Origin of the sequence: Rhizobium sp. CF142, from assembly GCF_000281145.1 — a bacterium.
Lineage (GTDB): Bacteria > Pseudomonadota > Alphaproteobacteria > Rhizobiales > Rhizobiaceae > Rhizobium.
On record NZ_AJWE01000054.1, the window covers coordinates 18,139 to 38,279 of the forward strand.

General features: G+C 61.9%; 18 protein-coding genes. 7 read left to right on the plus strand and 11 right to left on the minus strand.

Annotated features, from left to right (window positions below):
* Positions 1-28: 28 nt before the first annotated feature.
* The 3 genes from PMI11_RS13725 to PMI11_RS13735 all read right to left on the minus strand — a co-directional run bounded on the left by PMI11_RS13725 (position 29) and on the right by PMI11_RS13735 (position 3,152).
* A complete protein-coding gene (locus tag PMI11_RS13725) occupies positions 29-1,459 on the minus strand; it encodes an FAD-binding oxidoreductase (protein ID WP_007817903.1) in 1,431 nt (476 codons plus the stop codon).
* A gap of 19 nt (positions 1,460-1,478) precedes the next feature.
* A complete protein-coding gene (locus tag PMI11_RS13730) occupies positions 1,479-2,453 on the minus strand; it encodes an L-threonylcarbamoyladenylate synthase (protein ID WP_007817905.1) in 975 nt (324 codons plus the stop codon).
* 90 nt (positions 2,454-2,543) lie between these two features.
* The gene (locus PMI11_RS13735; protein ID WP_007817908.1) at positions 2,544-3,152 is read right to left on the minus strand and encodes a DUF6656 family protein; all 609 of its coding nucleotides are present in this window, start codon (positions 3,150-3,152) and stop codon (positions 2,544-2,546) included.
* Positions 3,153-3,546: 394 nt separating this feature from the next.
* Here PMI11_RS13735 and PMI11_RS13740 point away from each other — a divergent pair, with 394 nt between their 5' ends.
* Together PMI11_RS13740 and PMI11_RS13745 are read left to right on the plus strand one after the other, a co-directional pair.
* A complete protein-coding gene (locus tag PMI11_RS13740; protein ID WP_007817910.1) occupies positions 3,547-4,791 on the plus strand; it encodes an aromatic ring-hydroxylating oxygenase subunit alpha in 1,245 nt (414 codons plus the stop codon).
* A 144-nt stretch (positions 4,792-4,935) separates the two neighbouring features.
* Positions 4,936-5,421 (plus strand): BA14K family protein, encoded by a 486-nt coding sequence (locus tag PMI11_RS13745; RefSeq protein ID WP_007817912.1) that lies wholly within the window; start codon positions 4,936-4,938, stop codon positions 5,419-5,421.
* A gap of 52 nt (positions 5,422-5,473) precedes the next feature.
* Here the strand turns inward: PMI11_RS13745 and PMI11_RS13750 are convergent, their stop codons facing one another.
* Positions 5,474-6,466 (minus strand): transporter, encoded by a 993-nt coding sequence (locus PMI11_RS13750; RefSeq protein WP_007817914.1) that lies wholly within the window; start codon positions 6,464-6,466, stop codon positions 5,474-5,476.
* 311 nt (positions 6,467-6,777) lie between these two features.
* Here PMI11_RS13750 and PMI11_RS13755 point away from each other — a divergent pair, with 311 nt between their 5' ends.
* Both PMI11_RS13755 and PMI11_RS13760 read left to right on the plus strand, forming a co-directional pair.
* On the plus strand, positions 6,778-8,556 hold the full coding sequence (locus PMI11_RS13755) for an acyl-CoA dehydrogenase (RefSeq protein WP_007817917.1): 1,779 nt from the start codon (positions 6,778-6,780) through the stop codon (positions 8,554-8,556).
* Between the two features lie 10 nt (positions 8,557-8,566).
* Positions 8,567-9,319 carry a crotonase/enoyl-CoA hydratase family protein gene (locus PMI11_RS13760; RefSeq protein ID WP_007817919.1) on the plus strand — a complete coding sequence of 251 codons (753 nt, stop codon included), beginning with the start codon at positions 8,567-8,569 and terminating at the stop codon, positions 9,317-9,319.
* A gap of 226 nt (positions 9,320-9,545) precedes the next feature.
* On the opposite strand, the gene PMI11_RS13765 is transcribed toward PMI11_RS13760, so the two are convergent.
* Together PMI11_RS13765 and PMI11_RS13770 are read right to left on the minus strand one after the other, a co-directional pair.
* Positions 9,546-10,796, minus strand: coding sequence for a class I SAM-dependent RNA methyltransferase (locus PMI11_RS13765; protein ID WP_007817922.1), 1,251 nt, complete (start codon positions 10,794-10,796; stop codon positions 9,546-9,548).
* Complete coding sequence (locus PMI11_RS13770) at positions 10,793-11,539, minus strand: TlyA family RNA methyltransferase (RefSeq protein ID WP_037071324.1); 747 nt, start codon at positions 11,537-11,539, stop codon at positions 10,793-10,795. Before PMI11_RS13770 ends, PMI11_RS13765 begins: the two co-directional genes overlap by 4 nt.
* A 313-nt stretch (positions 11,540-11,852) precedes the next feature.
* On the opposite strand from PMI11_RS13770, the gene PMI11_RS13775 reads away from it, so the two are divergent.
* On the plus strand, positions 11,853-13,796 hold the full coding sequence (locus PMI11_RS13775) for a methyl-accepting chemotaxis protein (protein ID WP_007817926.1): 1,944 nt from the start codon (positions 11,853-11,855) through the stop codon (positions 13,794-13,796).
* A gap of 64 nt (positions 13,797-13,860) precedes the next feature.
* On the opposite strand, the gene PMI11_RS13780 is transcribed toward PMI11_RS13775, so the two are convergent.
* Positions 13,861-14,736 (minus strand): AraC family transcriptional regulator, encoded by an 876-nt coding sequence (locus PMI11_RS13780; protein ID WP_037071325.1) that lies wholly within the window; start codon positions 14,734-14,736, stop codon positions 13,861-13,863.
* 175 nt (positions 14,737-14,911) lie between these two features.
* Between PMI11_RS13780 and PMI11_RS13785 the strand changes: the two genes are divergently transcribed.
* Together PMI11_RS13785 and PMI11_RS13790 are read left to right on the plus strand one after the other, a co-directional pair.
* Positions 14,912-15,649 (plus strand): SDR family oxidoreductase, encoded by a 738-nt coding sequence (locus PMI11_RS13785; protein WP_007817929.1) that lies wholly within the window; start codon positions 14,912-14,914, stop codon positions 15,647-15,649.
* Positions 15,650-15,720: 71 nt separating this feature from the next.
* Entirely contained in the window at positions 15,721-15,978 is a 258-nt protein-coding gene (locus tag PMI11_RS13790; RefSeq protein WP_081493244.1) for an Atu4866 domain-containing protein, read from the plus strand.
* 22 nt (positions 15,979-16,000) lie between these two features.
* Here the strand turns inward: PMI11_RS13790 and dxs are convergent, their stop codons facing one another.
* The 4 genes from dxs to PMI11_RS13810 all read right to left on the minus strand — a co-directional run bounded on the left by dxs (position 16,001) and on the right by PMI11_RS13810 (position 20,140).
* Positions 16,001-17,917 carry a 1-deoxy-D-xylulose-5-phosphate synthase gene (dxs, locus tag PMI11_RS13795; RefSeq protein ID WP_007817931.1) on the minus strand — a complete coding sequence of 639 codons (1,917 nt, stop codon included), beginning with the start codon at positions 17,915-17,917 and terminating at the stop codon, positions 16,001-16,003.
* 102 nt (positions 17,918-18,019) lie between these two features.
* Positions 18,020-18,943: a pirin family protein gene (locus tag PMI11_RS13800; RefSeq protein WP_007817933.1), complete on the minus strand. Its 924-nt coding sequence runs from the start codon at positions 18,941-18,943 to the stop codon at positions 18,020-18,022.
* Between the two features lie 88 nt (positions 18,944-19,031).
* Entirely contained in the window at positions 19,032-19,799 is a 768-nt protein-coding gene (locus PMI11_RS13805) for an SDR family NAD(P)-dependent oxidoreductase (protein WP_007817935.1), read from the minus strand.
* A gap of 89 nt (positions 19,800-19,888) precedes the next feature.
* On the minus strand, positions 19,889-20,140 hold the full coding sequence (locus PMI11_RS13810) for an exodeoxyribonuclease VII small subunit (protein WP_003545921.1): 252 nt from the start codon (positions 20,138-20,140) through the stop codon (positions 19,889-19,891).
* Position 20,141: the final 1 nt, after the last annotated feature.

Below are 20,141 nucleotides of genomic sequence, written 5' to 3' on the forward strand. Positions count from 1 at the left end.
GTGAGCTTCCCAGAGTCCAGGAAGGGTTCTAGAGGCTCACCACTTTGTCCGGGTTCATGATGCCGGCCGGATCAAAGGCGCGCTTGATGCGGCGCATCAGTTCCATCTCGATTGCCGGCCGGATCGACGCCAGTTCGTCACGCTTCAGCTGACCGATACCATGCTCGGCGGAAATCGAACCGCCGTGGGCAAGCACCAGCCCGTGCACGATATGGTTCATCTCGTGCCAGCGGGCGATGAAGGCATCCTTGTCAGCGCCGACAGGCTGCGAGATGTTGTAATGGATGTTGCCGTCGCCCATATGGCCGAAGGCGCAGATGCGCGCACCGGGCATGGCGGCCATCACCGCCTCTGCAGCCTCGTTCATGAAGTGCGGTATCTTCGAAACCGGCACGGAAACGTCGTGCTTGATCGAACCACCCTCGGGCTTCTGAGCATCCGACATGCTCTCGCGCATGTGCCAGAGCGCCTTCTGCTGCGCGACGGAGGAGGCGATTGCCGCATCCTCGACCAGTCCCGCCTCGAAACCCTGTTCCAGCACGGCATTCATCATCCGCTCGGCCGTCTCGGCCGAATCTGAGGTGGAGATATCGACTAGCACATACCAGTCATGCGGCGTTTCCAGCGGATCGCGCACGCCATCGATATTGCGCGCGGTGATTTCGACACCGAAACGCGGCATCAGTTCAAAGCCGGTGAGCGAGGCGCCGCAGAGGCTGGAAGCGAGGTTGAAGAAGGCGAGCGCATCCTCGACTGAAGAAAGCCCTGCAAAGGCCACCTGATGGCCGAGCGGCTGCGGGAAGAGCTTCAGTACCGCACCGGTGATGATGCCGAGCGTGCCTTCCGCGCCGATGAAGAGATCGCGCAGGTCATAGCCGGTATTGTCTTTCTTCAACCGGCGAAGCCCGTCCCAGATCTCGCCTGTCGGTAGCACGACTTCCAGGCCGAGGCAGAGCTGGCGCATGTTGCCGTAAGCGAGAACCGCCGTGCCGCCGGCATTGGTGGAAAGGTTGCCGCCGATGCGGCAGGAGCCTTCCGAGCCAAGCGACAGCGGAAACAGGCGGCCATGCGCCTCGGCCGCCTTCTGCACGTCGGCGAGGATTGCACCACCGTCGGCGACCAGAACGTTTGCGACCGGATCGACATCGCGGATCTTGTTCATGCGTTCGAGCGAAAGGATGATGTCCGCCTTGCCCTCGCGCGGCGTCTGCCCGCCGACGAGACCGGTGTTGCCGGTTTGCGGTACGATGGCCGTACCGGTTTCGGTGGCAAGCTTCATGATCGCGGAGACTTCCTCAACCGTACCGGGTTTCAGCAGGAGAGGGGAGGAGCCGTGATAGAGGCCGCGGTTTTCGATGAGGTGCGGCGCGAGATCAGCTTCGCTGCGCAGCGCATATTTCTCGCCGACGATAGCGGTGAAACGTTCGATGATCTCTGGCGAAATGCTTGTGCTGCTCATGGAGCCCGGTCCCTCTTCCTCACTCGCGCGGTGCTGCCGCTCGCCGCAGCCGGTCGTTGATCGCTTCTCCAAGCCCTTCATCGGGGATTGGCGAAAAGGCGATCGTGGCCGCGCCGCTGGCGTCGGCCTTCTTCATGTAGTCGAAAAGATTGGCGGCCGCTTCCGAGAGGTCGCCGCGCGGGCTGAGGTTCAGCACCATCGCCGCTTGCTCGGCGCCTGCCACCCCGTCCGGACCGAAGGCAATCAACGCTTCACCGGGTTCCAGTGCCGTGGCTTCGAGCCGGACGGCCGCGCCCGGCGCGTAATGCGAGGCGAGCATGCCCGGCGCTTCGATCGCCGCGGCTGCCTTCTTCGAACGCAGCAAATGCTTGCCGACAACCCGCTCGATCTCCTTGACCGGCAGTCCCCCGGGCCGCAGTAGTCGCAGTTCGCCGTTCTCGACTTTTACGATCGTCGATTCCACGCCGACAGCGCTGGCGCCAGCGTCAAGGATGAGAGGTATCTTTGCCCCGAGATCAACCTCGACATGGGCAGCGCTTGTGGCGCTCACCTTGCCGGACGTATTGGCGCTCGGAGCTGCAAGCGGTCGTCCGAAGGCACGGATCAGATCTCCGGTAAAACCCTTGGGTATGCGGATGCCGACGCTGTCTAGGCCCGCGGTCGCCAGCGCATGGATCGCGGTGCCTGATTTCAGTGGCAGTACCAGCGTCAGCGGGCCGGGCCAGAAGGTTTCTGCCAGGGCGCGGGAGATCGGATCGAATTCGGCATAGGTCTCTGCCATCGCAAGATCCGCCATGTGGCAGATCAGCGGATTGAAGCGTGGCCGCCCCTTGGTCTCGTAGATGCGGGTGATAGCAGCCGGATTGGTGGCATCGGCGGCTAGGCCATAGACGGTCTCGGTCGGAATGGCGATCGCAAAGCCTTCGGCAAGTGCCGCGCAGCCGGCTTCGAGTGCCGTCTGCCTGTCCGCCTTGATGTCGATTATTCTTGCCATGTCCTGCCCGGTTTTACTGCGGCAGTCATTAGGCCTTCCTTGCGGCGCGATCAATCCCGCCCGGAGTTGGTAGATCAACTGTCGGCGAACCTACAGTTGGCGGATGATCTGGCGAAGCTGCTCGTTGCGGGCGCCGAGCAAGAGGATGTTGCGGATGGCGATCTGTGGATCGTTGGTGCGGAAGAGCAGGCCGTTGCCGCGCACGGAGCGGTCGACCACCATCTTCTCCGGCGTGCTCTCGCCAGGCTTGATCGCCACGGCAAAATACATGCGGGAGCCCTGCACCGCGATATTGTCGAAGAAATTGTCGTTGTCGCCGATGTCGGAATAGAAGTTGGCGATATAGAAGGCCCAGGCGACTTCGTCGTAGCGGGCGAACTTGGTGCGCGAGGCGGTCACATGGCAGTAGCCGAGATGCGGGCTGTCCGCCAGCGTCCGGTGGAAGATCAGCTTCGGAAACTGGATCGAGCGGTGGAAGCCGTTGATGTTCTGGTGGGTCTTTTCGCCGGCGGCCTGCAGCTTGCGTGCCGTCTTTTCTGCGACTTCCTCATGCGTGAGGTAACGACGCTCGTCCGGCAGCCAGTCCTCGCGGCGGCGACTGATGCGGCCGGTGCGGAGGAATTCCGAATGCTTGGTTTGCAGCCGCGGTTCGATGAGCTTGGGCGCTTCCCGCGTGTCGAAATATCGGAGTTTGGCCATGGCTGTCGCAGTCTTCCGCTATGTGGGTCGTCTGCAAGGATAGGATTTCGTGCTTAACGCCCTGTTAAAATGACCGGAAGAAGGCGCGAGAGCTGGGTTTGAGTGCGACGTGTCGCAAATGCGACAGGAGGTTTAACTGCCACATTGGATTCACTCATGTCCGAAGGGTCATCAAATGTCGCAATTGATGATAATCAAAGGCGAGTGAATGTTTCTGGGGACCGCTCGACTCCCTGTCGTCAATTTCGAAGCGGATGTCGCTTTACAACCAAGCGGCCGGCATGCTCGGTGCTTAAATAACGCCATGACCAGTTCTCCGGAGGGAGAAGGAAGCGGGCGCGCTTCCGCTGCGGTGCTCGAAAAGAGTAGCAGCCACATGCACGAGGATAGGCAGATGGATATTCGCAGCAACGTTTTGCGCCAGCTCAAGAGCCGCCGCGAGGGTTTCAGTCTCGAACAGCCCTTCTACATTGACGAGGATTATTTCCGTCTGGACATGGAGATGATCTACTATCGCGACTGGCTGTTCATCGGCCATGATTGCGAACTGCCGAAGCCGGGCGCCTACTTTACCGTCCAGATCGGCGAGTATCCCGTCGTCATCGTGCGCGGCCGCGACAATGTCATTCGCGCCTTCCACAATAGCTGTCGCCATCGCGGCTCGCGCGTCTGCACCAAGGAGCACGGCTCGTCGGTACGCCTCGTCTGCCCCTATCACCAGTGGACCTATGATCTCGACGGCAAGCTCGCCTTCGCGCGCCATATGGGCGATGATTTCGACAAGAGCGGCTACGGGCTGAAACCGGTCCATTGCGAAATCGTCGCCGGTTACGTCTTCATCTGCCTCGCCAATGTCGCGCCGGACTTCCAGACCGTGCGCGACAAGGTCGAGCCCTATATGGCGCCCCACCACATCAGCGAGGCCAAGATCGCCTTCCAGAGCACCATCATCGAGAAGGGCAACTGGAAGCTGGTTTGGGAAAACAATCGCGAGTGCTATCACTGCGCCGCAAACCATCCCGAGCTCTGCCGCACCTATCCGGAAGCACCGAGCGTGACAGGCACGGACGGAGGCGCCGACGATCCGGAAATTGCCGGCCACTGGGCGCGCTGCGAGGCTGCCGGTCTGCCGAGCAAGTTCCAGATCTCGCCGGACGGGCAGTTCCGCACCGCCCGCATGCCGCTGATCGAGGATGCCGAAAGCTACACCATGTCCGGCAGGCCGGCCGTCAAGCGCCCGCTCTCCGACGACGTCAAGATCAGCCACATCGGCACCATGCTGCTCTTCCACTATCCGACGACGTGGAATCATCTGCTCGGCGACCACGCCATCTCCTTCCGCGTGCTGCCGCTCAGCGCCAATGAGACGGCTGTGACGACCAAATGGATTGTTCACAAGGATGCTGTCGAAGGTGTCGATTATAACCTCGAAGAGCTGACCCACGTCTGGACCGAAACCAACGACCAGGATCGCCGCATCGTCGAAGAGAACGCTTTCGGCATCCGTTCGCCGGCCTATGAGCCCGGTCCTTATTCGCAGGTCCACGAAGGTGGCGTCATGCAGTTCCTAGAATGGTATTCGAACTTCATGGTCAATCGCCTGCAGGGTGATCAGGCCAAGCTTTCGGTCGTTGCCTGAGGGCGATAATCACCGGTTAATGTCCGGTTCATTTCTCCTTCGGTAGAGATGGAGTGCAGATGCCGTAAGCGGGTCTTTCGGGAACAATTTTCCGTTTTATCCGTTACTCAACAGGCTTTTTTCGCTCTTGATCGGAGACATGTAATGTTTGGGCTGAGTAAGAAGGTCGCGACTGCGGTTATGGCCGCCGCCGCCGTTGTGACGAGCTTCGTGCCGTCGCAGGCAATCCAGATGCCGATCGCCCCGCAGGTGGAAAAATCTTCGCCTGTCGAAAACGTTCAATATCGCCGTTACTATCGTCCGGGTTATCGCCCCGGCTACTATCCGGGCTACCGCCCCGCCTATCGCTCTGGCTGGTATGGCGGCTATCGCGGCTACTCCTATTATCGTCCGGGCTACCGTCACTATAACGGCTACTGGTATCCGCTGGCAGCTTTCGGCGCCGGTGCCATCATCGGCGGCGCCGTCGTCGCTCAGCCGCGCTACTATGCGCCCGCACCGGCACCCTCGGGTATCAATCCGAGCCACGTCGCCTGGTGCGAAAACCGCTACCGTTCCTACAGGGTCTACGACAACACGTTCCAGCCCTATAACGGTCCGCGCCAGCAGTGCTATTCGCCCTATTACTGAGGCAAGCCACAGATTGGTACAAAACGCCCGGCCATCGCGCCGGGCGTTTCATTTAGAGAATACGCACCCGCTTCAAGAGCCACCAAGCAAAAGCGATGGAGGCGAGGATGAGCCCCACGGCATATTCCGTACCGTAGTCGCCGACGGCGAAGGGCAGGTTGGCCGTGTTCATGCCGAAGAAGCCGGTCACCAGTGTCGGCGGCAATAGGAATGCCGTCATGATCGACAGGATGTAGAGGTGGCGGTTCGTCTCCGAGGAGAGCTTGGAGTCGATTTCTTCATGCAGCAGCCTTGCCCGGTCCTGCAGCGCATAGACATCGTGGTCGACGGTCTCCAGGCGGCTCGTCAGCCGCCCGGCAATATCGTCAAAACCGAAGGGCATTTCGTCTTCGTCGGAGGCTGCGGCTCGCCGCATCAGCGCGAGAACTGTGCGCAGGTGGCGATGCAGACGGACGATCGTGCGGCGGACGGGAGCAAGCCTGCGGCGCTCGTCACGCGGCGCGTTGTCGTAGACGAAGTCCTCGATCAGGTTGAGCTCTTCGGTGAGCTCCATGACGACTGATATCAGCGTACGCTGGAACTCGGTCACCAGCAGCTCGAAGAGATCGACGGGGCGGGTGAACTTGCCCGGATTCTTCTCGATCATCACACGTGTCCGCTCCACGCTTCTCAGCGGCTGCAGGCGCGTGGTGATGATGAAACGGTCGGATATGGCGAAATGCAGCCAACCGAGATCGGCCGTGTCCTGATCGAATTCGCGCTGGCAGTCCACCAGTGTGCCGTAGAGCATCTGCTCATCGACGGTCAGGACCGCGTGCGTGTCGCGCGTGGTCAGCGCCGACTTGGCGTCATCCATCACGCCGAGCGTGTCGAGCAGGGCGGGCACACGGGCGTCGGCGAGGTTGAGATGCAGCCAATAGAAACCGTCGTCCGTGGTCAGCTCCGCGGCAGTCGCGCTGTTTTGCAGCCGCGCGGCTCTCCTGCTTTCCGGCGAGAAACGGTAGGCCCATACGAGGCCGGGTATATTGACGGGCAAGGTATCCATTATTGCCGATCCTCTCGCGAAAGCGATCAATCCTACTAAAGCATGTCGCGCAAAACTGTGTAGCGGTTTTGCGATAACGACATGCGTCAAAACAAAGGCCTAAAGCGTGGCGGCGGATCTGAAAGATCGCGACACGCTTAGAGATTCTCCATGACGTTTGTTTGTGCAAGTGCACAAGCGAAAAGGCGCTCTCGATCAAGGTTATAGACCGAAACCAAATTGACGTTTACGTAAAAATCAATTAGCTCTTCGAATGGAGGCGCTTGTGCACCGGCTTTGCCGTACGTGAGCTGAATGCGGAGGGAAATAAGATGTATAAGGCGCCTGTCGAGGAAATCGCGTTCACGCTGAAGCATGTCGCCGGCATGGCTGAGGCGATTGACGGCGGTCTTCTGGGCGATCTTAGCGAAGATCTCGTCGATGCTATCCTTGCCGAGGCGGGACGATTTGCCACGGAGGAAATCGCCCCTCTCGCCGATATCGGCGACCGCCAGGGCGCCCGGCTTGCGGATGGCGCGGTGAAAACGCCGGACGGCTGGCGCGACCTCTACCGCAATTGGGCCGCAGGCGGCTGGAACGGCTTGACCGCGCCGGAGGACTTCGGTGGCCAGGCTTTGCCGCACATGCTGAATGTCGCGGCCCTCGAAATGTGGAACTCCGGCTCCATGGCTTTCGCGCTCTGCCCGACGCTCACCATGGGTGCCGTCGAGGCGCTGAACGTGCATGGCAGTGCTGCTCTCAAGGAAAAATATCTGGCGCGCATGGTGTCCGGTGAATGGACCGGCACGATGAACCTCACGGAACCCCATGCCGGCTCCGATCTCGGCGTGCTGAAGGCGCGCGCCGAACGCCGCGACGACGGCAGCTACCGCATCTTCGGCCAGAAGATCTTCATCACCTGGGGCGAGCACGACGCGGCCGGCAACATCATCCATCTGGTGCTGGCTCGCCTGCCGGATGCACCCGCCGGTACGCGCGGCATCTCGCTCTTCCTCGTGCCGAAATTCCTCGTCAACGATGACGGCTCGCTCGGCGCCCGCAATGATCTTCATTGCCATTCGCTCGAGCATAAGCTCGGCATTCACGGCTCGCCCACCTGCACCATGATCTATGGCGACGGCAAGTTCGGCGACGAGAAGGGTGCGATCGGCTGGCTGATCGGCGAGGAGAACAAGGGTCTCGCCTGCATGTTCACGATGATGAATAACGCCCGCCTCGCCGTCGGCATGCAGGGTGTGGCGATCTGCGAGGCGGCGACGCAGAAGGCGATTGCCTATGCCAAGGAGCGCAAGCAGGGCAAGGCGCCCGGCTGGAGCGGCTCCGGAATGAGCCCGATCATCGACCATCCCGATGTCATCAGGATGCTGCTTACCATGAAGGCACTGACGCAAGGCTCACGCGCCATCGCCTATGCCTGCGCACACGCGATCGACATGGCGCACCGCGCCAATGAGCGACGCGAACACTGGCAGGAGCGCGCTGCGCTGCTTACGCCGATTGCCAAGTCCTTCGCGACGGATGCCGGCGTCGATGTCGCCTCCCTCGGTATCCAGGTCCATGGCGGCATGGGTTTCATCGAGGAGACGGGTGCCGCCCGCTATCTGCGCGATGCCCGCATCGCCCCGATCTATGAAGGCACGAACGGCATTCAGGCGATCGATCTCGTCACCCGCAAGCTGCCTTTGTCTGATGGCGAGCAGGTCAAGGGCTTCATTGCCGAACTGAAGGCGATCGCTGAGGCTGTCCGCAGTTCAAATCTCGACGGTTTCGGCTCGACGGCCAACAGGCTGGAGGCAGCACTTGCCGATCTGGCAGAGGCGACCGACTGGCTTCTCGCGCGCCTTGCAGAGGGCGAGTCCGCCGAGGCCCTGTCAGGAGCAACGCCCTATCAGCGTCTTTTCGGCCTTGCGCTCACCGGCTGCTATCTCGCCAAGGGCGGCCTTGCCCGCACCGCGGATGGGGCAAGCGAGGGCCGCATCGCGCTCTGCCGTTTCGCGGCCGAAAACCTTTTGTTCGAAACGGCGGCGCTGAGAGACCGTGTCGTCAACGGTGCCGACAGCCTTGCCGCTGCCCGCACCGTTCTTGCTTGAGGAGCTGAAAATGAGCGATCCCATCATCATCGAACGGTCTGCAGCTCATCCGGCCGTCCAGCTCATCCGTTTCAACCGACCGGAAAAGAAGAACGCCTTCACCCGGGCCATGTATCGCACCATGGCCGACGCGTTGAACGCCGCCAATGCCGATGCCGGTATCCGGGTGACGGTCTTTCTCGGCACCGAAGGCTGCTTCTCGGCCGGCAATGATATCGGCGATTTTCTCGCCGCGGCCATGGGCGGCAGCATGGGCCAGGAGCTGATCGATTTTCTCTATGCACTCGTCAATGCCGAAAAGCCGCTCGTCTCGGGCGTCGATGGCCTAGCGATCGGCATCGGCACGACGCTCAACCTGCATTGCGACCTGACTGTTGCTTCCGACCGCAGCCAGTTCCGCACTCCCTTCGTCGATCTGGCGCTGGTGCCTGAGGCGGGCTCGAGCCTGATCGTCCCGCGCATTATGGGCCATCAGCGTGCCTTCGCCATGCTCGTTGCCGGCGAGGCATTTACGGCTGAGGATGCGAAGGAAGCCGGCCTGATCTGGAAGGTGACGACGCCGGAAGGGGTGGAAAGCCAGACGATCGCTGCGGCCGCAAAGCTTGCCGCCAAACCGCCGGAAGCTTTGAAGATCGCCCGCGATCTCGTTCGCGGCCCGCGGGAGGAGATCATCGCGCGCATCGATGAAGAGGCCCGCCACTTCGCTACCCGCATGAGAAGTGACGAGGCGCGCGCTGCCTTCGAGGCTTTCATGCGTCGCTGAAACCCTAAAAATTAGTGGTTATTATCAGATGCGAATTTAAAGCCTCTCTTAAGCAGGCTCTAACTATTGAATGGGGGACGGATCCCCCAACCGTCCGGGCGCGTGACGTGTTTCGTACGACCCCCCTTGTCCGAATTTATCCACGGCTATCGCCCGTTCGCAGCGCGCTTAACCCCCGCGCTGCGAAACCATTTGAAGAGCGTATCGGCAGGCTGCCGACGGCCGCTCACTTCTCCAGCGTTGCCACCACCTCAACATGCGAGGTCCAGAGGAACTGGTCGATGGGCGTGACCGATGTAATTCGGTAGCCGCCCTCGACGAGGATGGCGAGGTCGCGGGCAAGCGTCAGCGGATTGCAGCTCACCGCCACCACCTTCTTGACGATCGAGCGCGCCAGTTCCTTGCACTGGAACTCCGCGCCCGCCCGTGGCGGATCGAAGACGACGGCGTCGAAGACTTTGAGTTCCGAGGTCATCAGCGGGCGGCGGAAGAGATCGCGTTTTTCGACGGTCACCGGTTTCAGGCCCTGCGTATTGCGCGCCGCGTAGTCGAGTGCTGCAATCGCCTTGCCGTCGCCTTCAACGGCATGCACGCGGCCGAGACGGGCAAGCTGCAGCGAAAAGGTGCCGGCGCCGGCAAAGAGATCGGCGATCCGCTTGGCCTTGCCGACATGCGCAAGCACCAGCTTTGCCATCGCCTCTTCGGCGGGCTTCGTCGCCTGCGTGAAGCCGCCGGCAGGCGGATAGACCTGGATACCGCCGAACTCGACGACCGGCTTGGCCGGCTCGATCAGGATTTCACCATCGAGCGAAACGCGGGCAATGCCGCGAAGGCCGAGTATGACCTCGACCGCCTTGCGACGCTGCTGGTCGGACAGCTTCTTGATGCCCTCTATTGCGAGATCGAGGCCGGAGAGCGTTTCGAGAACCGCGATGCGGAAGGCATCCGCGTTGGTTGCGACCGCCGCTCCAACCACCCTGATCGCCGGCAGCCGGGACATGATCCCCGCCGACGAGATGGGACATTCCTCGATGGCGACGATATGGTGACTTTCGGCCTGGTTAAAGCCGATGAGCATATCCTTCTCGGTCTTGCGCGCCGCAAAGACTACCCGCCGCCGCTCGCCAGGATGGGCGGCGACGATCTCGCCGACCTCCGGCGTCAGCCCTTTGGACTTCAGCGCATCGATGACGAGCTGCCGCTTGAAGGCGCGGTAGGGCGCATCTGCCATATGCTGCAGCGTGCAGCCGCCGCAGGTGCCGTTGACGCCGTCCGGCCCGAAATGCCGGCAGGGCGGCTCCTGCCTGTCGGCGGAGGCAGAGGCGATCGACATGACCGTGCCCTGGCTCTTGACGCGGGCGATCGCCACCGTCTCTCCCGGCAGCGTGAAAGGCACATAGACAGGTCCGTCCTTGCCGTTAGCAACACCGTCGCCCTGTGCGCCGAGCCTGTCGATGGTGATTGTTTCCGTGCTCACGCTTTTGTCCCTGCCAATAGAAATTCCTGATTGCCGTCTCCGCCCGAAATGGGCGAGGGGATGAGCCCGAAACTCTTCCAGCCCATGTCTTCAGTGAACCATCGCTCGAGTTCTGCCGCCACGGCAGGTCCGGAAGTTGGATCCTTGAGCAGCCCGCCCTTGCCGATAGCCTCCCGCCCTGCCTCGAATTGCGGCTTGACGAGGATTGCAGCAAGCGCTCCCGGCTCCGCAATATCGAGCGCCGGAGCAAGCGCCAGCTTCAGCGAGATGAACGAGACGTCGGAGACGATGAACTCCGCAGGGTGATCAATATCCTCAGCCGTCAGATTGCGGGCGTTCAGCCCCTCGACATTTGTCACGCGCGGATTGCCCGATATCCTCGGATGCATCTGCCCGTGGCCGACATCGATTGCCGTCACATGCGCAGCACCCCGTTCCAGCAGCACTTCGGTAAAGCCGCCGGTCGAAGCGCCGACGTCGAGACAGTGCCGTCCTGCCGGGTCGAGCCTGAAGTGGTCGAGCGCTGCCACCAGCTTCAACGCTGCGCGCGAAACATAATCCTGCGCCGGGTCGTCAATCTCGATTGTCGCATCGGCGCCGAAGACGGCGCCGGCCTTCGTCACTACCTTGCCGGCGACCTTCACCGTGCCGCGTGCCACGGCGTCTCGCGCCCGCGAGCGGCTCGCAAAGAGGCCGAGGGTGACGAGAAGCTGGTCGAGGCGCTGGCTGTTTTGATCTGACATCGGCTGTGAATGACCGTCAAAGCCGCCGGTTGCAAGCATTTTGTTGGCACCGCGGGCAGGCCAGCGCAGCCTCGCATCGCCGGAACTGCAATAAACTAAACCGACCTGTGCTGCGACGCACCAAATTTAAACAATTTTAAATCCTGCCCGCATAGGTTCCCTTTGATTGCAGCGGCTCGCTTTTGAATCGCTTCGTGCCATGAAGGCTCCCGCGTCCTCCCCGCCGATCATGTCCCTCATCAAGAAGTCTTGTGGCTGCGCATTTGCGTGGTCGCCCCTTGTCGCGCCTGATGTCGCCAGGAGAAATTGACCGATGTTCGCTCGAAACATATCCTTGAATGGTAAGCTTGCGGCCACTTTCGCAGCACTCATCCTTATTTTCGTATCCGTTTCCGCTTTCGTTTATTCCAAGGCAACGACGTCGGCGAGCGCTTCCGCCGAACAGGAAAAATCCGAGCTTCTCGTAAACCAGATCGATGACGCGCTGCAGGCCATGCTCGAGCAGGCCGTCAACCTGCGCGGCTTCATTCTCTTCCGCAGCGACAGCACCTATGGCGATATTTTTGCCAACCGCGAGCGCATGCTGAAGGCGATTGCCGCTGCAAAACAGACCGCCGCTTCCCAGCCTGAGGTCGTCTCGATGATCGACGACATGCAGAAGGCTGCAGACCTCTATTTCCACGAGCTCGCCGAGCCGCAGGCCAAGGCCCGCAAGGAAACAGAAACGCCGATCGCAGAGGTCGTCAAGATCGGTGTCAACGCCACCAAGGGCCAGCTCGACGGCTTCCGCGCCGCTTCCGCCAAGATCAAGTCTCTCGCCCGCGACAAGTCCGTAGCACTCGCCGCGGCTCAGGCGGACGCCAACAGCGATCTCAAGACGACGCTTCTGGTCGGCGGCATTGCCGCAGCTCTTGCCGCCGCTGCACTCGCCTGGGCCCTGTCACGCACCATCGTCCGCCCGATCGTCGGCATGACGGCCGCCATGGACCGGCTGGCCGGCGGCGACCACAATATCGAAGTTCCGGCAACCGGCCGTCAGGACGAAGTCGGCCGCATGGCCCAGTCCGTGCTGGTCTTCAAGGACGCTGCCATCGAAAAGCAGCAGCTTGCCGGTGAAACGGACCGCATGCGCGGCGAAGCCGAGCGCCAGCGCCAGATGAGCGACGAGCAGAAGGCCCGCGAAGAAGGCGAGATCCGTTTCGCCGTCGAAGCTTTGGCCGGCGGTCTTGCAGGCCTTGCCATTGGCGATGTCGCAGCCCGTATCCATACGCCGTTCGCGCCGCACTACGACAGCCTGCGCAACGACTTCAACAATGCCGTTGAGAAGCTGCAGGCCGCCCTGCAGTCCGTTGGCCGTAATGCTTCGGCCATCAACGCCGGCGCTGGTGAAATCCGCTCTGCCGCGGACGATCTCGCCCACCGCACCGAACAGCAGGCCGCTGCCGTCGAAGAGACCGCGGCCGCTCTCGAAGAGGTCACGACCACCGTTCGTGACTCCGCCAAGCGCGCCGAAGACGTCGGCAACCTCGTCGAGCGCACCCGCCTCGGCGCTGAAAAGTCCGGCGAAGTCGTCCGCAAGGCGGTTTCGGCCATGCAGCAGATCGAAAAGTCCTCGGGCGAGATCTCCAACATCATCGGCGTCATCGACGACATCGCCTTCCAGACCAACCTTCTGGCGCTGAATGCCGGCGTTGAAGCCGCACGTGCCGGTGAAGCCGGCAAGGGTTTTGCCGTCGTTGCGCAGGAAGTCCGTGAACTGGCCCAGCGTTCTGCAAACGCCGCCAAGGAAATCAAGGCGCTGATCAATACGTCGAGCGAACAGGTCAACTCCGGCGTTGGCCTCGTCGGCGAAACCGGCAAGGCGCTGGAAGCGATCGTCGCCGAAGTCCAGGAAATCAACCGTCACGTCGGTGCGATCGTCACGGCCACCCGCGAACAGTCGATTGGCCTGCAGGAGATCAATACCGCCGTCAACAATATGGACCAGGGCACCCAGCAGAACGCCGCCATGGTCGAAGAGCAGACGGCGGCCAGCCACGCGCTCGCCCAGGAAGCCTCCGCCCTCGACGACCTGCTGCGCCAGTTCAAGCTCGGTGCCCAGGCTGCCGCTCCGGTTCAGAGAGCCGCTGCCGCAACCCCGGTATCCCGCCCGGTCGCCTCTCCGGCCCGCGCACTTGCTGGCAAGGTCAGCAGGGCCTTCGGCGGCAAGCAGGCAACAGCAGCCGTCGTCGTCCAGGAAGATTGGACCGAGTTCTGAGAGCAATCTCCGGATAGATGAAAAGGGCAGGGCGGCATTCGGTGTCGCCCTTTCCATTTTGGAGTTAACCGGCGGACGCTCGCAGCCGCTCAATATCCCGCCGCGGCGGGATGCTATGTACCCGGACATAATCGCGGCTAAACTGCGAAGGGCTGTCATAACCGACGCGGAAACCCGCCTCGGCTGCGCTCAACCCCTCGGTCACCATCAGCCGCCGCGCCTCCTGCAGGCGAAGCTGGGTGCGAAACTGCAGCGGGCTCATCGCCATGACCGTCTTGAAATGCTCGTAGAAGGATGAGGCGCTCATGCCCGCGACCGAAGCCAGATGCTCGATGGCGAAGGGCTCGCTGAAATTCTTCCGCACGAAATCGATCGCCCGGCCGATCTGGTTGAGCCTGCTCTCGCCATTGGCGATCTGCCGCAAGAGAGCGCCCTGCGGCCCGCGGATCAGCCGGTAGAGAATTTCCTGCTCGATCAGCGGCGCCAGAACCTCCGCATCCTCAGGTGTGTCGAGCAGGCGCAACAGGCGCACGGCTGCGTCGATCATTTCAGGCGTCGTGGCGCTGACGCCAGCCGCAGGGCTTTCCGGCAGGCGCCCCTGCACGGCAGGCAGCATTTCGGCAAGCATGCTGCGGTCGAGCTGCAGCCGAAGGCACAAGTATGGCCGGTTGGCGCTCGCCTCGACGACGGCGCCAATGACGGGCAGGTCGACACCGACGACGAGATAATGCGCCGCATCATAGACATGCGCGATCTCGCCGATCACGGCCCGCTTGCGCCCCTGCGCCACGATGCAGAGCGAAGGCTCGTAGAGCGTATGGATCGGTTCGGTGCGGGCGGAGGATCGTATGATGCCGACCCGCGGCAGCACCGTGTCGAAATTACCATCCGTCTCGGTATGGCGGTCAATCAGATCTGCAAGTTCGGTAATCTTCTCCATGAAAGCAGCATGAACCCTGCTGCCGCAAATGCCAAGCGCCGGAAGAGGCTTTCGGAAGATCGTGCAAGAAATCCGGAAAAGCTTGCTATCGGTCTCCGCCTGCCCAAGCCCAATCTCATGCGCATGGATCGGCAGCATCCGGCTGCGGTCCCGATTGAAGCATGAGGAAAAGAACATGACGGGCATAAAAGGCAAGACAGTTCTCATCACCGGCGCCAGCAGCGGCATCGGTGCCGGCACCGCACGCGAACTGGGTGCCGCCGGCGCCAAGCTGATGATCGGCGCGCGCCGCACCGACCGGCTGGAAGAGTTGGCAAAGGAAATCCGCGCCGGTGGCGGCACAGTGGAATTCCGCGCGCTCGACGTTACCGACCGGGCCGATACCGAAGCTTTCGCCAAGGCGGCGGTCGAGGCCTTCGGCGGCATCGATGTTCTCGTTAACAATGCAGGCGTCATGCCGCTCTCGCTGATGTCCTCGCTCAAGGTCGAGGAATGGGACCGCATGATCGACGTCAATATCAAGGGCGTGCTCTACGGCGTCGCCGCCGTACTGCCGATCATGAATGCACAGGAGCGCGGCCAGATTATCAACATCTCCTCGGTCGGTGGTTTGGCTGTGGTGCCGACGGCTGCCGTCTACTGCGCCACGAAATATGCAGTGCGGGCGATCTCCGATGGCCTGCGCCAGGAAAACAGGAAGCTGCGGGTCACCTGCATCTATCCCGGTGTCGTCGAATCCGAATTGGCCGATACCATTACCGAACCTTTCTCAGCCGAGGCCATGGTCGCCTTCCGCGAGATCGCCTTGAAGCCGGACGCCATCGCGCGGGCGATCCGCTTCGCCATCGAGCAGCCCGAGGATGTCGATGTCAACGACATCACCGTGCGCCCGACGGCGAGCGTGGGACTGTGATCGCGCAGATCCGCGGGGCTCTCGTCGGGGCCGTGTTTTCGCTTGTGGCCTCATCCGCTCTTTCAGAGGAAATGCAAATGCGGAACCATCCTTATCTCGGCATGTGGATCACCGGAGATGGACATGTCCGCCAGGAACTGCTGCCGAACGGTCGTTACGACGAGGCGCGCGGCACCAGAAAGAGCGCCTATCAGGGACGTTATGAAGTGACCGGCGATCATATCGAATATTGGGACGATACCGGCTTCACGGCCGATGGCGACTTCATCGGTGACGTGCTCCATCACGGCGGAATGATCTTCTACCGTGATGGCAAAGAGCCTGAGTAAAAAAGCTGGTCGGCGTGCTGCCTTAACCGGCCACGCCGACGGCAACACCTCGCCCGAGCGCGTTGAACACCGTCGAGACGATACCGGCGCGGTCGAGACCGGCATGAGCGATCATCGCTTCCGGCTTGGCCTGTTCCATCCAGATATCGGGCATGACGAGCGAACGCACCTTCAGCCCGCGGTCGAGCAGCCCGTCCATAGCCATGAACTGCATGACCTGGCTGCCGAAGCCGCCGACGGAGCCTTCTTCCACGGTGATGAGGATCTCGTGATGGCGCGCAAGCTGGCGGATCAGGGCGTGGTCGAGCGGCTTTGCAAAGCGCGCATCGGCAACCGTCGTCGAGAGACCCGCGGCATCGAGGTCTTCGGCCGCCAGCAGACAGTCGGCAAGCCGCGTCCCGAAGGAAAGAAGCGCAACCTTGGTGCCTTCCTTGACGATACGCCCCTTGCCGATCTCAAGGATCTGGCCGCGCTCCGGCATGTCGACGCCGACACCTTCGCCGCGAGGATAACGGAACGAGATCGGGCCGGCATCATAGGCAACGGCAGTGCGCACCATATGCTTCAGCTCCGCCTCGTCCGCGGCCGCCATGACGACGAAGCCGGGCAGAGTGGCAAGGAAGGCCGTATCGAAGGAACCGGCATGCGTCGGACCATCGGCACCGACGAAACCGGCGCGGTCGATGGGGAAGCGCACGGGCAGGCCCTGGATCGCCACGTCATGCACGACCTGGTCATAGGCGCGCTGCAGGAAAGTGGAGTAGAGCGCCGCGAAAGGCTTGAAACCTTCGGCAGCAAGGCCGGCGGCGAAGGTCACGGCGTGCTGTTCGGCAATACCGACATCGAAACAGCGTGACGGGAAAATCTCGGCGAACTTGTCAAGGCCGGTGCCGGTCGGCATCGCGGCAGTGATGCCGACGACGCGGTCGTCGAGTGTTGCTTCCTGGACCAGCGTCTCGGCGAAGACATTGGTATAGCTCGGTGCATTCGGCTTCACCTTCGCCTGCGTGCCGGTGATGACATCGAACTTGTTGACGCCATGATACTTGTCGGCTGCAGCTTCCGCCGGCGCATAGCCCTTGCCCTTCTGCGTCACGACATGGATCAGCACCGGGCCATTGGCATTGTCGCGCACATTGCGCAGAACAGGCAGAAGGTGGTCGAAGGAATGACCGTCGATCGGCCCGATATGATAAAAGCCCATCTCCTCGAACATCGTCCCGCCGGTCACGTAGCCGCGGGCATGCTCGACAGCGCGGGTGATCGCCCGGTCGATGTTCTTGCCGAGATAGGCCGTCAGTTTCTTGCCGAAGTCGCGGAAGCCCATATAGGTGCGGCCAGAGGCAAGGCGGGCGAGATAGGCGCTCATCGCCCCGGTCGGTGGGGCGATCGACATGTCGTTGTCGTTGAGGATGACGATCAGGCGGGCATCGAGCGCGCCGGCATTGTTCAGCGCCTCATAGGCCATGCCGGCTGACAGTGCCCCATCGCCGATGACGGCGATGACACGGCGGTCCGTCTTGTCGATATCGGCAGCAACTGCCATGCCGAGGCCGGCGGAAATCGAGGTCGAGGAGTGCGCAGCACCAAAGGGGTCGTATTCGCTTTCGGCCCGGCGCGTGAAGCCCGAGAGGCCGTTTTCCTGGCGCAGCGTACGGATTCGGTCGCGGCGCCCGGTCAGGATCTTGTGCGGATAACATTGATGGCCGACATCGAAGATCAGCCGGTCGTCAGGCGTATTGAAGACATTGTGGATGGCGATCGTCAGTTCCACCACGCCGAGACCCGCGCCGAGATGCCCGCCGGTGCGGGAGACGGCATCGATCATTTCGTCCCTGACTTCGCGCGCAAGCTGCGGCAGATCGCGATCCTCGAGCTTGCGCAGGTCGGCAGGGTAGGTGACCTGATCGAGCAGCGGGGTCTTCGGGGATTGTGTCACGGGCGGGTGCTCTTCTTTGACTGATCGGCTTTGCTTTATTCGATTGAATTGCGGCAAAACAACTACATTTGTATAACCGCAAGATTTTCACCTTAGAGCACTTCAGCCCTCCGGCAAAGGCACGAATTCCTCTTCGTCGCCGGGAACGATATCGAAGCGGCCGGTGCGCCACTCCTCCTTGGCCTTCTCGATCCGCTCTTTCGAAGAGGACACGAAATTCCACCATATGTAGCGCTTGGAGTTGAGTGCGGCCCCCCCAAACAGCATGAGATGACAGCCCTGCACGCCCGCTTCGAGCGTGATGGCATCGCCCGGCCGGAAGACGAGAAGCTGGTCTGCCGCAAACCTGTCACCGGCAATGACGACTTCGCCTGACAGCACATAGACGGCGCGTTCCTCGTGAGCCGCACCGAAGGGAAATTTCGCGCCCGGCTGTAAGTCGAGATCGACATAAAGCGTATCGGTAAACACCTTCACCGGCGAGGCAAGACCCTCGAACGCGCCGATGACGACGCGCCCACGCACGCCGTTGGTCTCGATCAGCGGCATCTCTCCCTTCTCGGTATGGGCGAAGGAGGGGTCGATCTCCTCCTTGTCGTCAGGCAGTGCCAGCCACGTTTGCAGTCCGGACATCAGAAGCGGGTGGCCGCGCAGATTGTCCGGCGTGCGCTCCGAATGCACGATGCCGCGTCCGGCCGTCATCAGGTTGATATCGCCGGGCCGGATGACCTTCTCGGTGCCGAGACTGTCGAGATGGCGGATTTCGCCGTCGAAGAGATAGGTGACCGTCGAAAGCCCGATATGCGGATGCGGCTTCACATCCAAAGCCTCATCCGGCTTGAGTATCGCCGGTCCCATGCGGTCAAAGAAGATGAACGGCCCGACAAGCCGGCGCTGGCGCGTCGGCAGGGCGCGGCGCACCTGGAAGCCGCCGATATCGCTGGTGCGCGGAATGATCAGGTTCTCGATCGCGTCACAGGCGAAGGCATCGCCGGGCAGGGGATCTTTACCGGGGAAAAAGGACATGGCGCACTCCGATCACAAAGACTCCCGCCACAGATAGCGTCTGCAGGTCCGTGGCGAAAGGGCCAGTTTGTCAGATCGCGGCGAAGCCTCAGATCGCAGTGAAGCCGTTATCGACGAAAAGATGCGCCCCGTTGACGAAGATCGATTCATCGCTGGCAAGATAGAGTGCGGCACGAGCAACATCTTCCGGCTCGCCGATCCGGCCCTGCTGCGCGGCGATCGCTGCATCCGAGACATCGACGCCATGCGCCTGCAATTCCGTCACTTCGCGCAGGCCATGTGGCGTGCGGATGAAGCCGGGGCAGACGGCATTGCAGCGGATGTTGCGGTCGCGGAATTCGACGGCGATGGCGCGAGCAAACATATGCACCGCGCCCTTGGTCGTGTCGTAGAGCACTTCCATCGGCGTGGCGGCGACCGCCGAGATCGACGAGGTGCAGACGATCGATCCGCCGCCGGCTTCGATCATCTTCGGCAGCACCGCCTTGGTCATCAGGAACATGGAGCGCACGTTGACGGCATGCAGCCAGTCCCATTCCTGCAGCGTGGTCTCCAGGAACGGCTTAATGACGATCGTGCCGGCATGGTTGAAGAGCACGGTGACCGGCCCATATCGCTCTTCGACGCCTGCCACCGCGGTATTGACCGCTGTTTCGTCCGAGACATCGGCCGTCCAGTACTCGGCATCGCCGCCGGCATCGCGGATTTCATTGACGGTTTTCGCCGCCGTCTCGCCATTGCGGTCGATGATCGCGACACGCGCGCCCTCGGCCGCAAAGAGCTTCGATGCAGCGCCGCCCATGCCGGTCGCGCCACCCGAGATAATGGCAACCTTGTCCTTCAATCTGTCCGTCATCAGTCAGTCCCCTTCTTGTCTTGAGAGGGGATCATAGATCGGTCGGAAGCTGGTCGCCAAGCGCCTTGGGGGAGAGTTTCAGTATGCTTTTAGGCGCCGTCGAGCGGCTCGACGCCCTGCGGCTTGCCGGCGCGGTCGAGGCGAATCTTCTCGATACGGTTTTCGGCGGCCGAAAGCAGCGTTTCGCAATGCTTCTTCAGGGCTTCGCCGCGCTCGTAGATCTCGATCGATTCATCCAGCGCCACGTCGCCGCGTTCCAGCCGCGCAACGATGCTTTCGAGTTCGGCAACCGCCTTTTCGAAGGAAAGACCGGAAACCTCCGGCTTGGCGCTGTCAGTCATT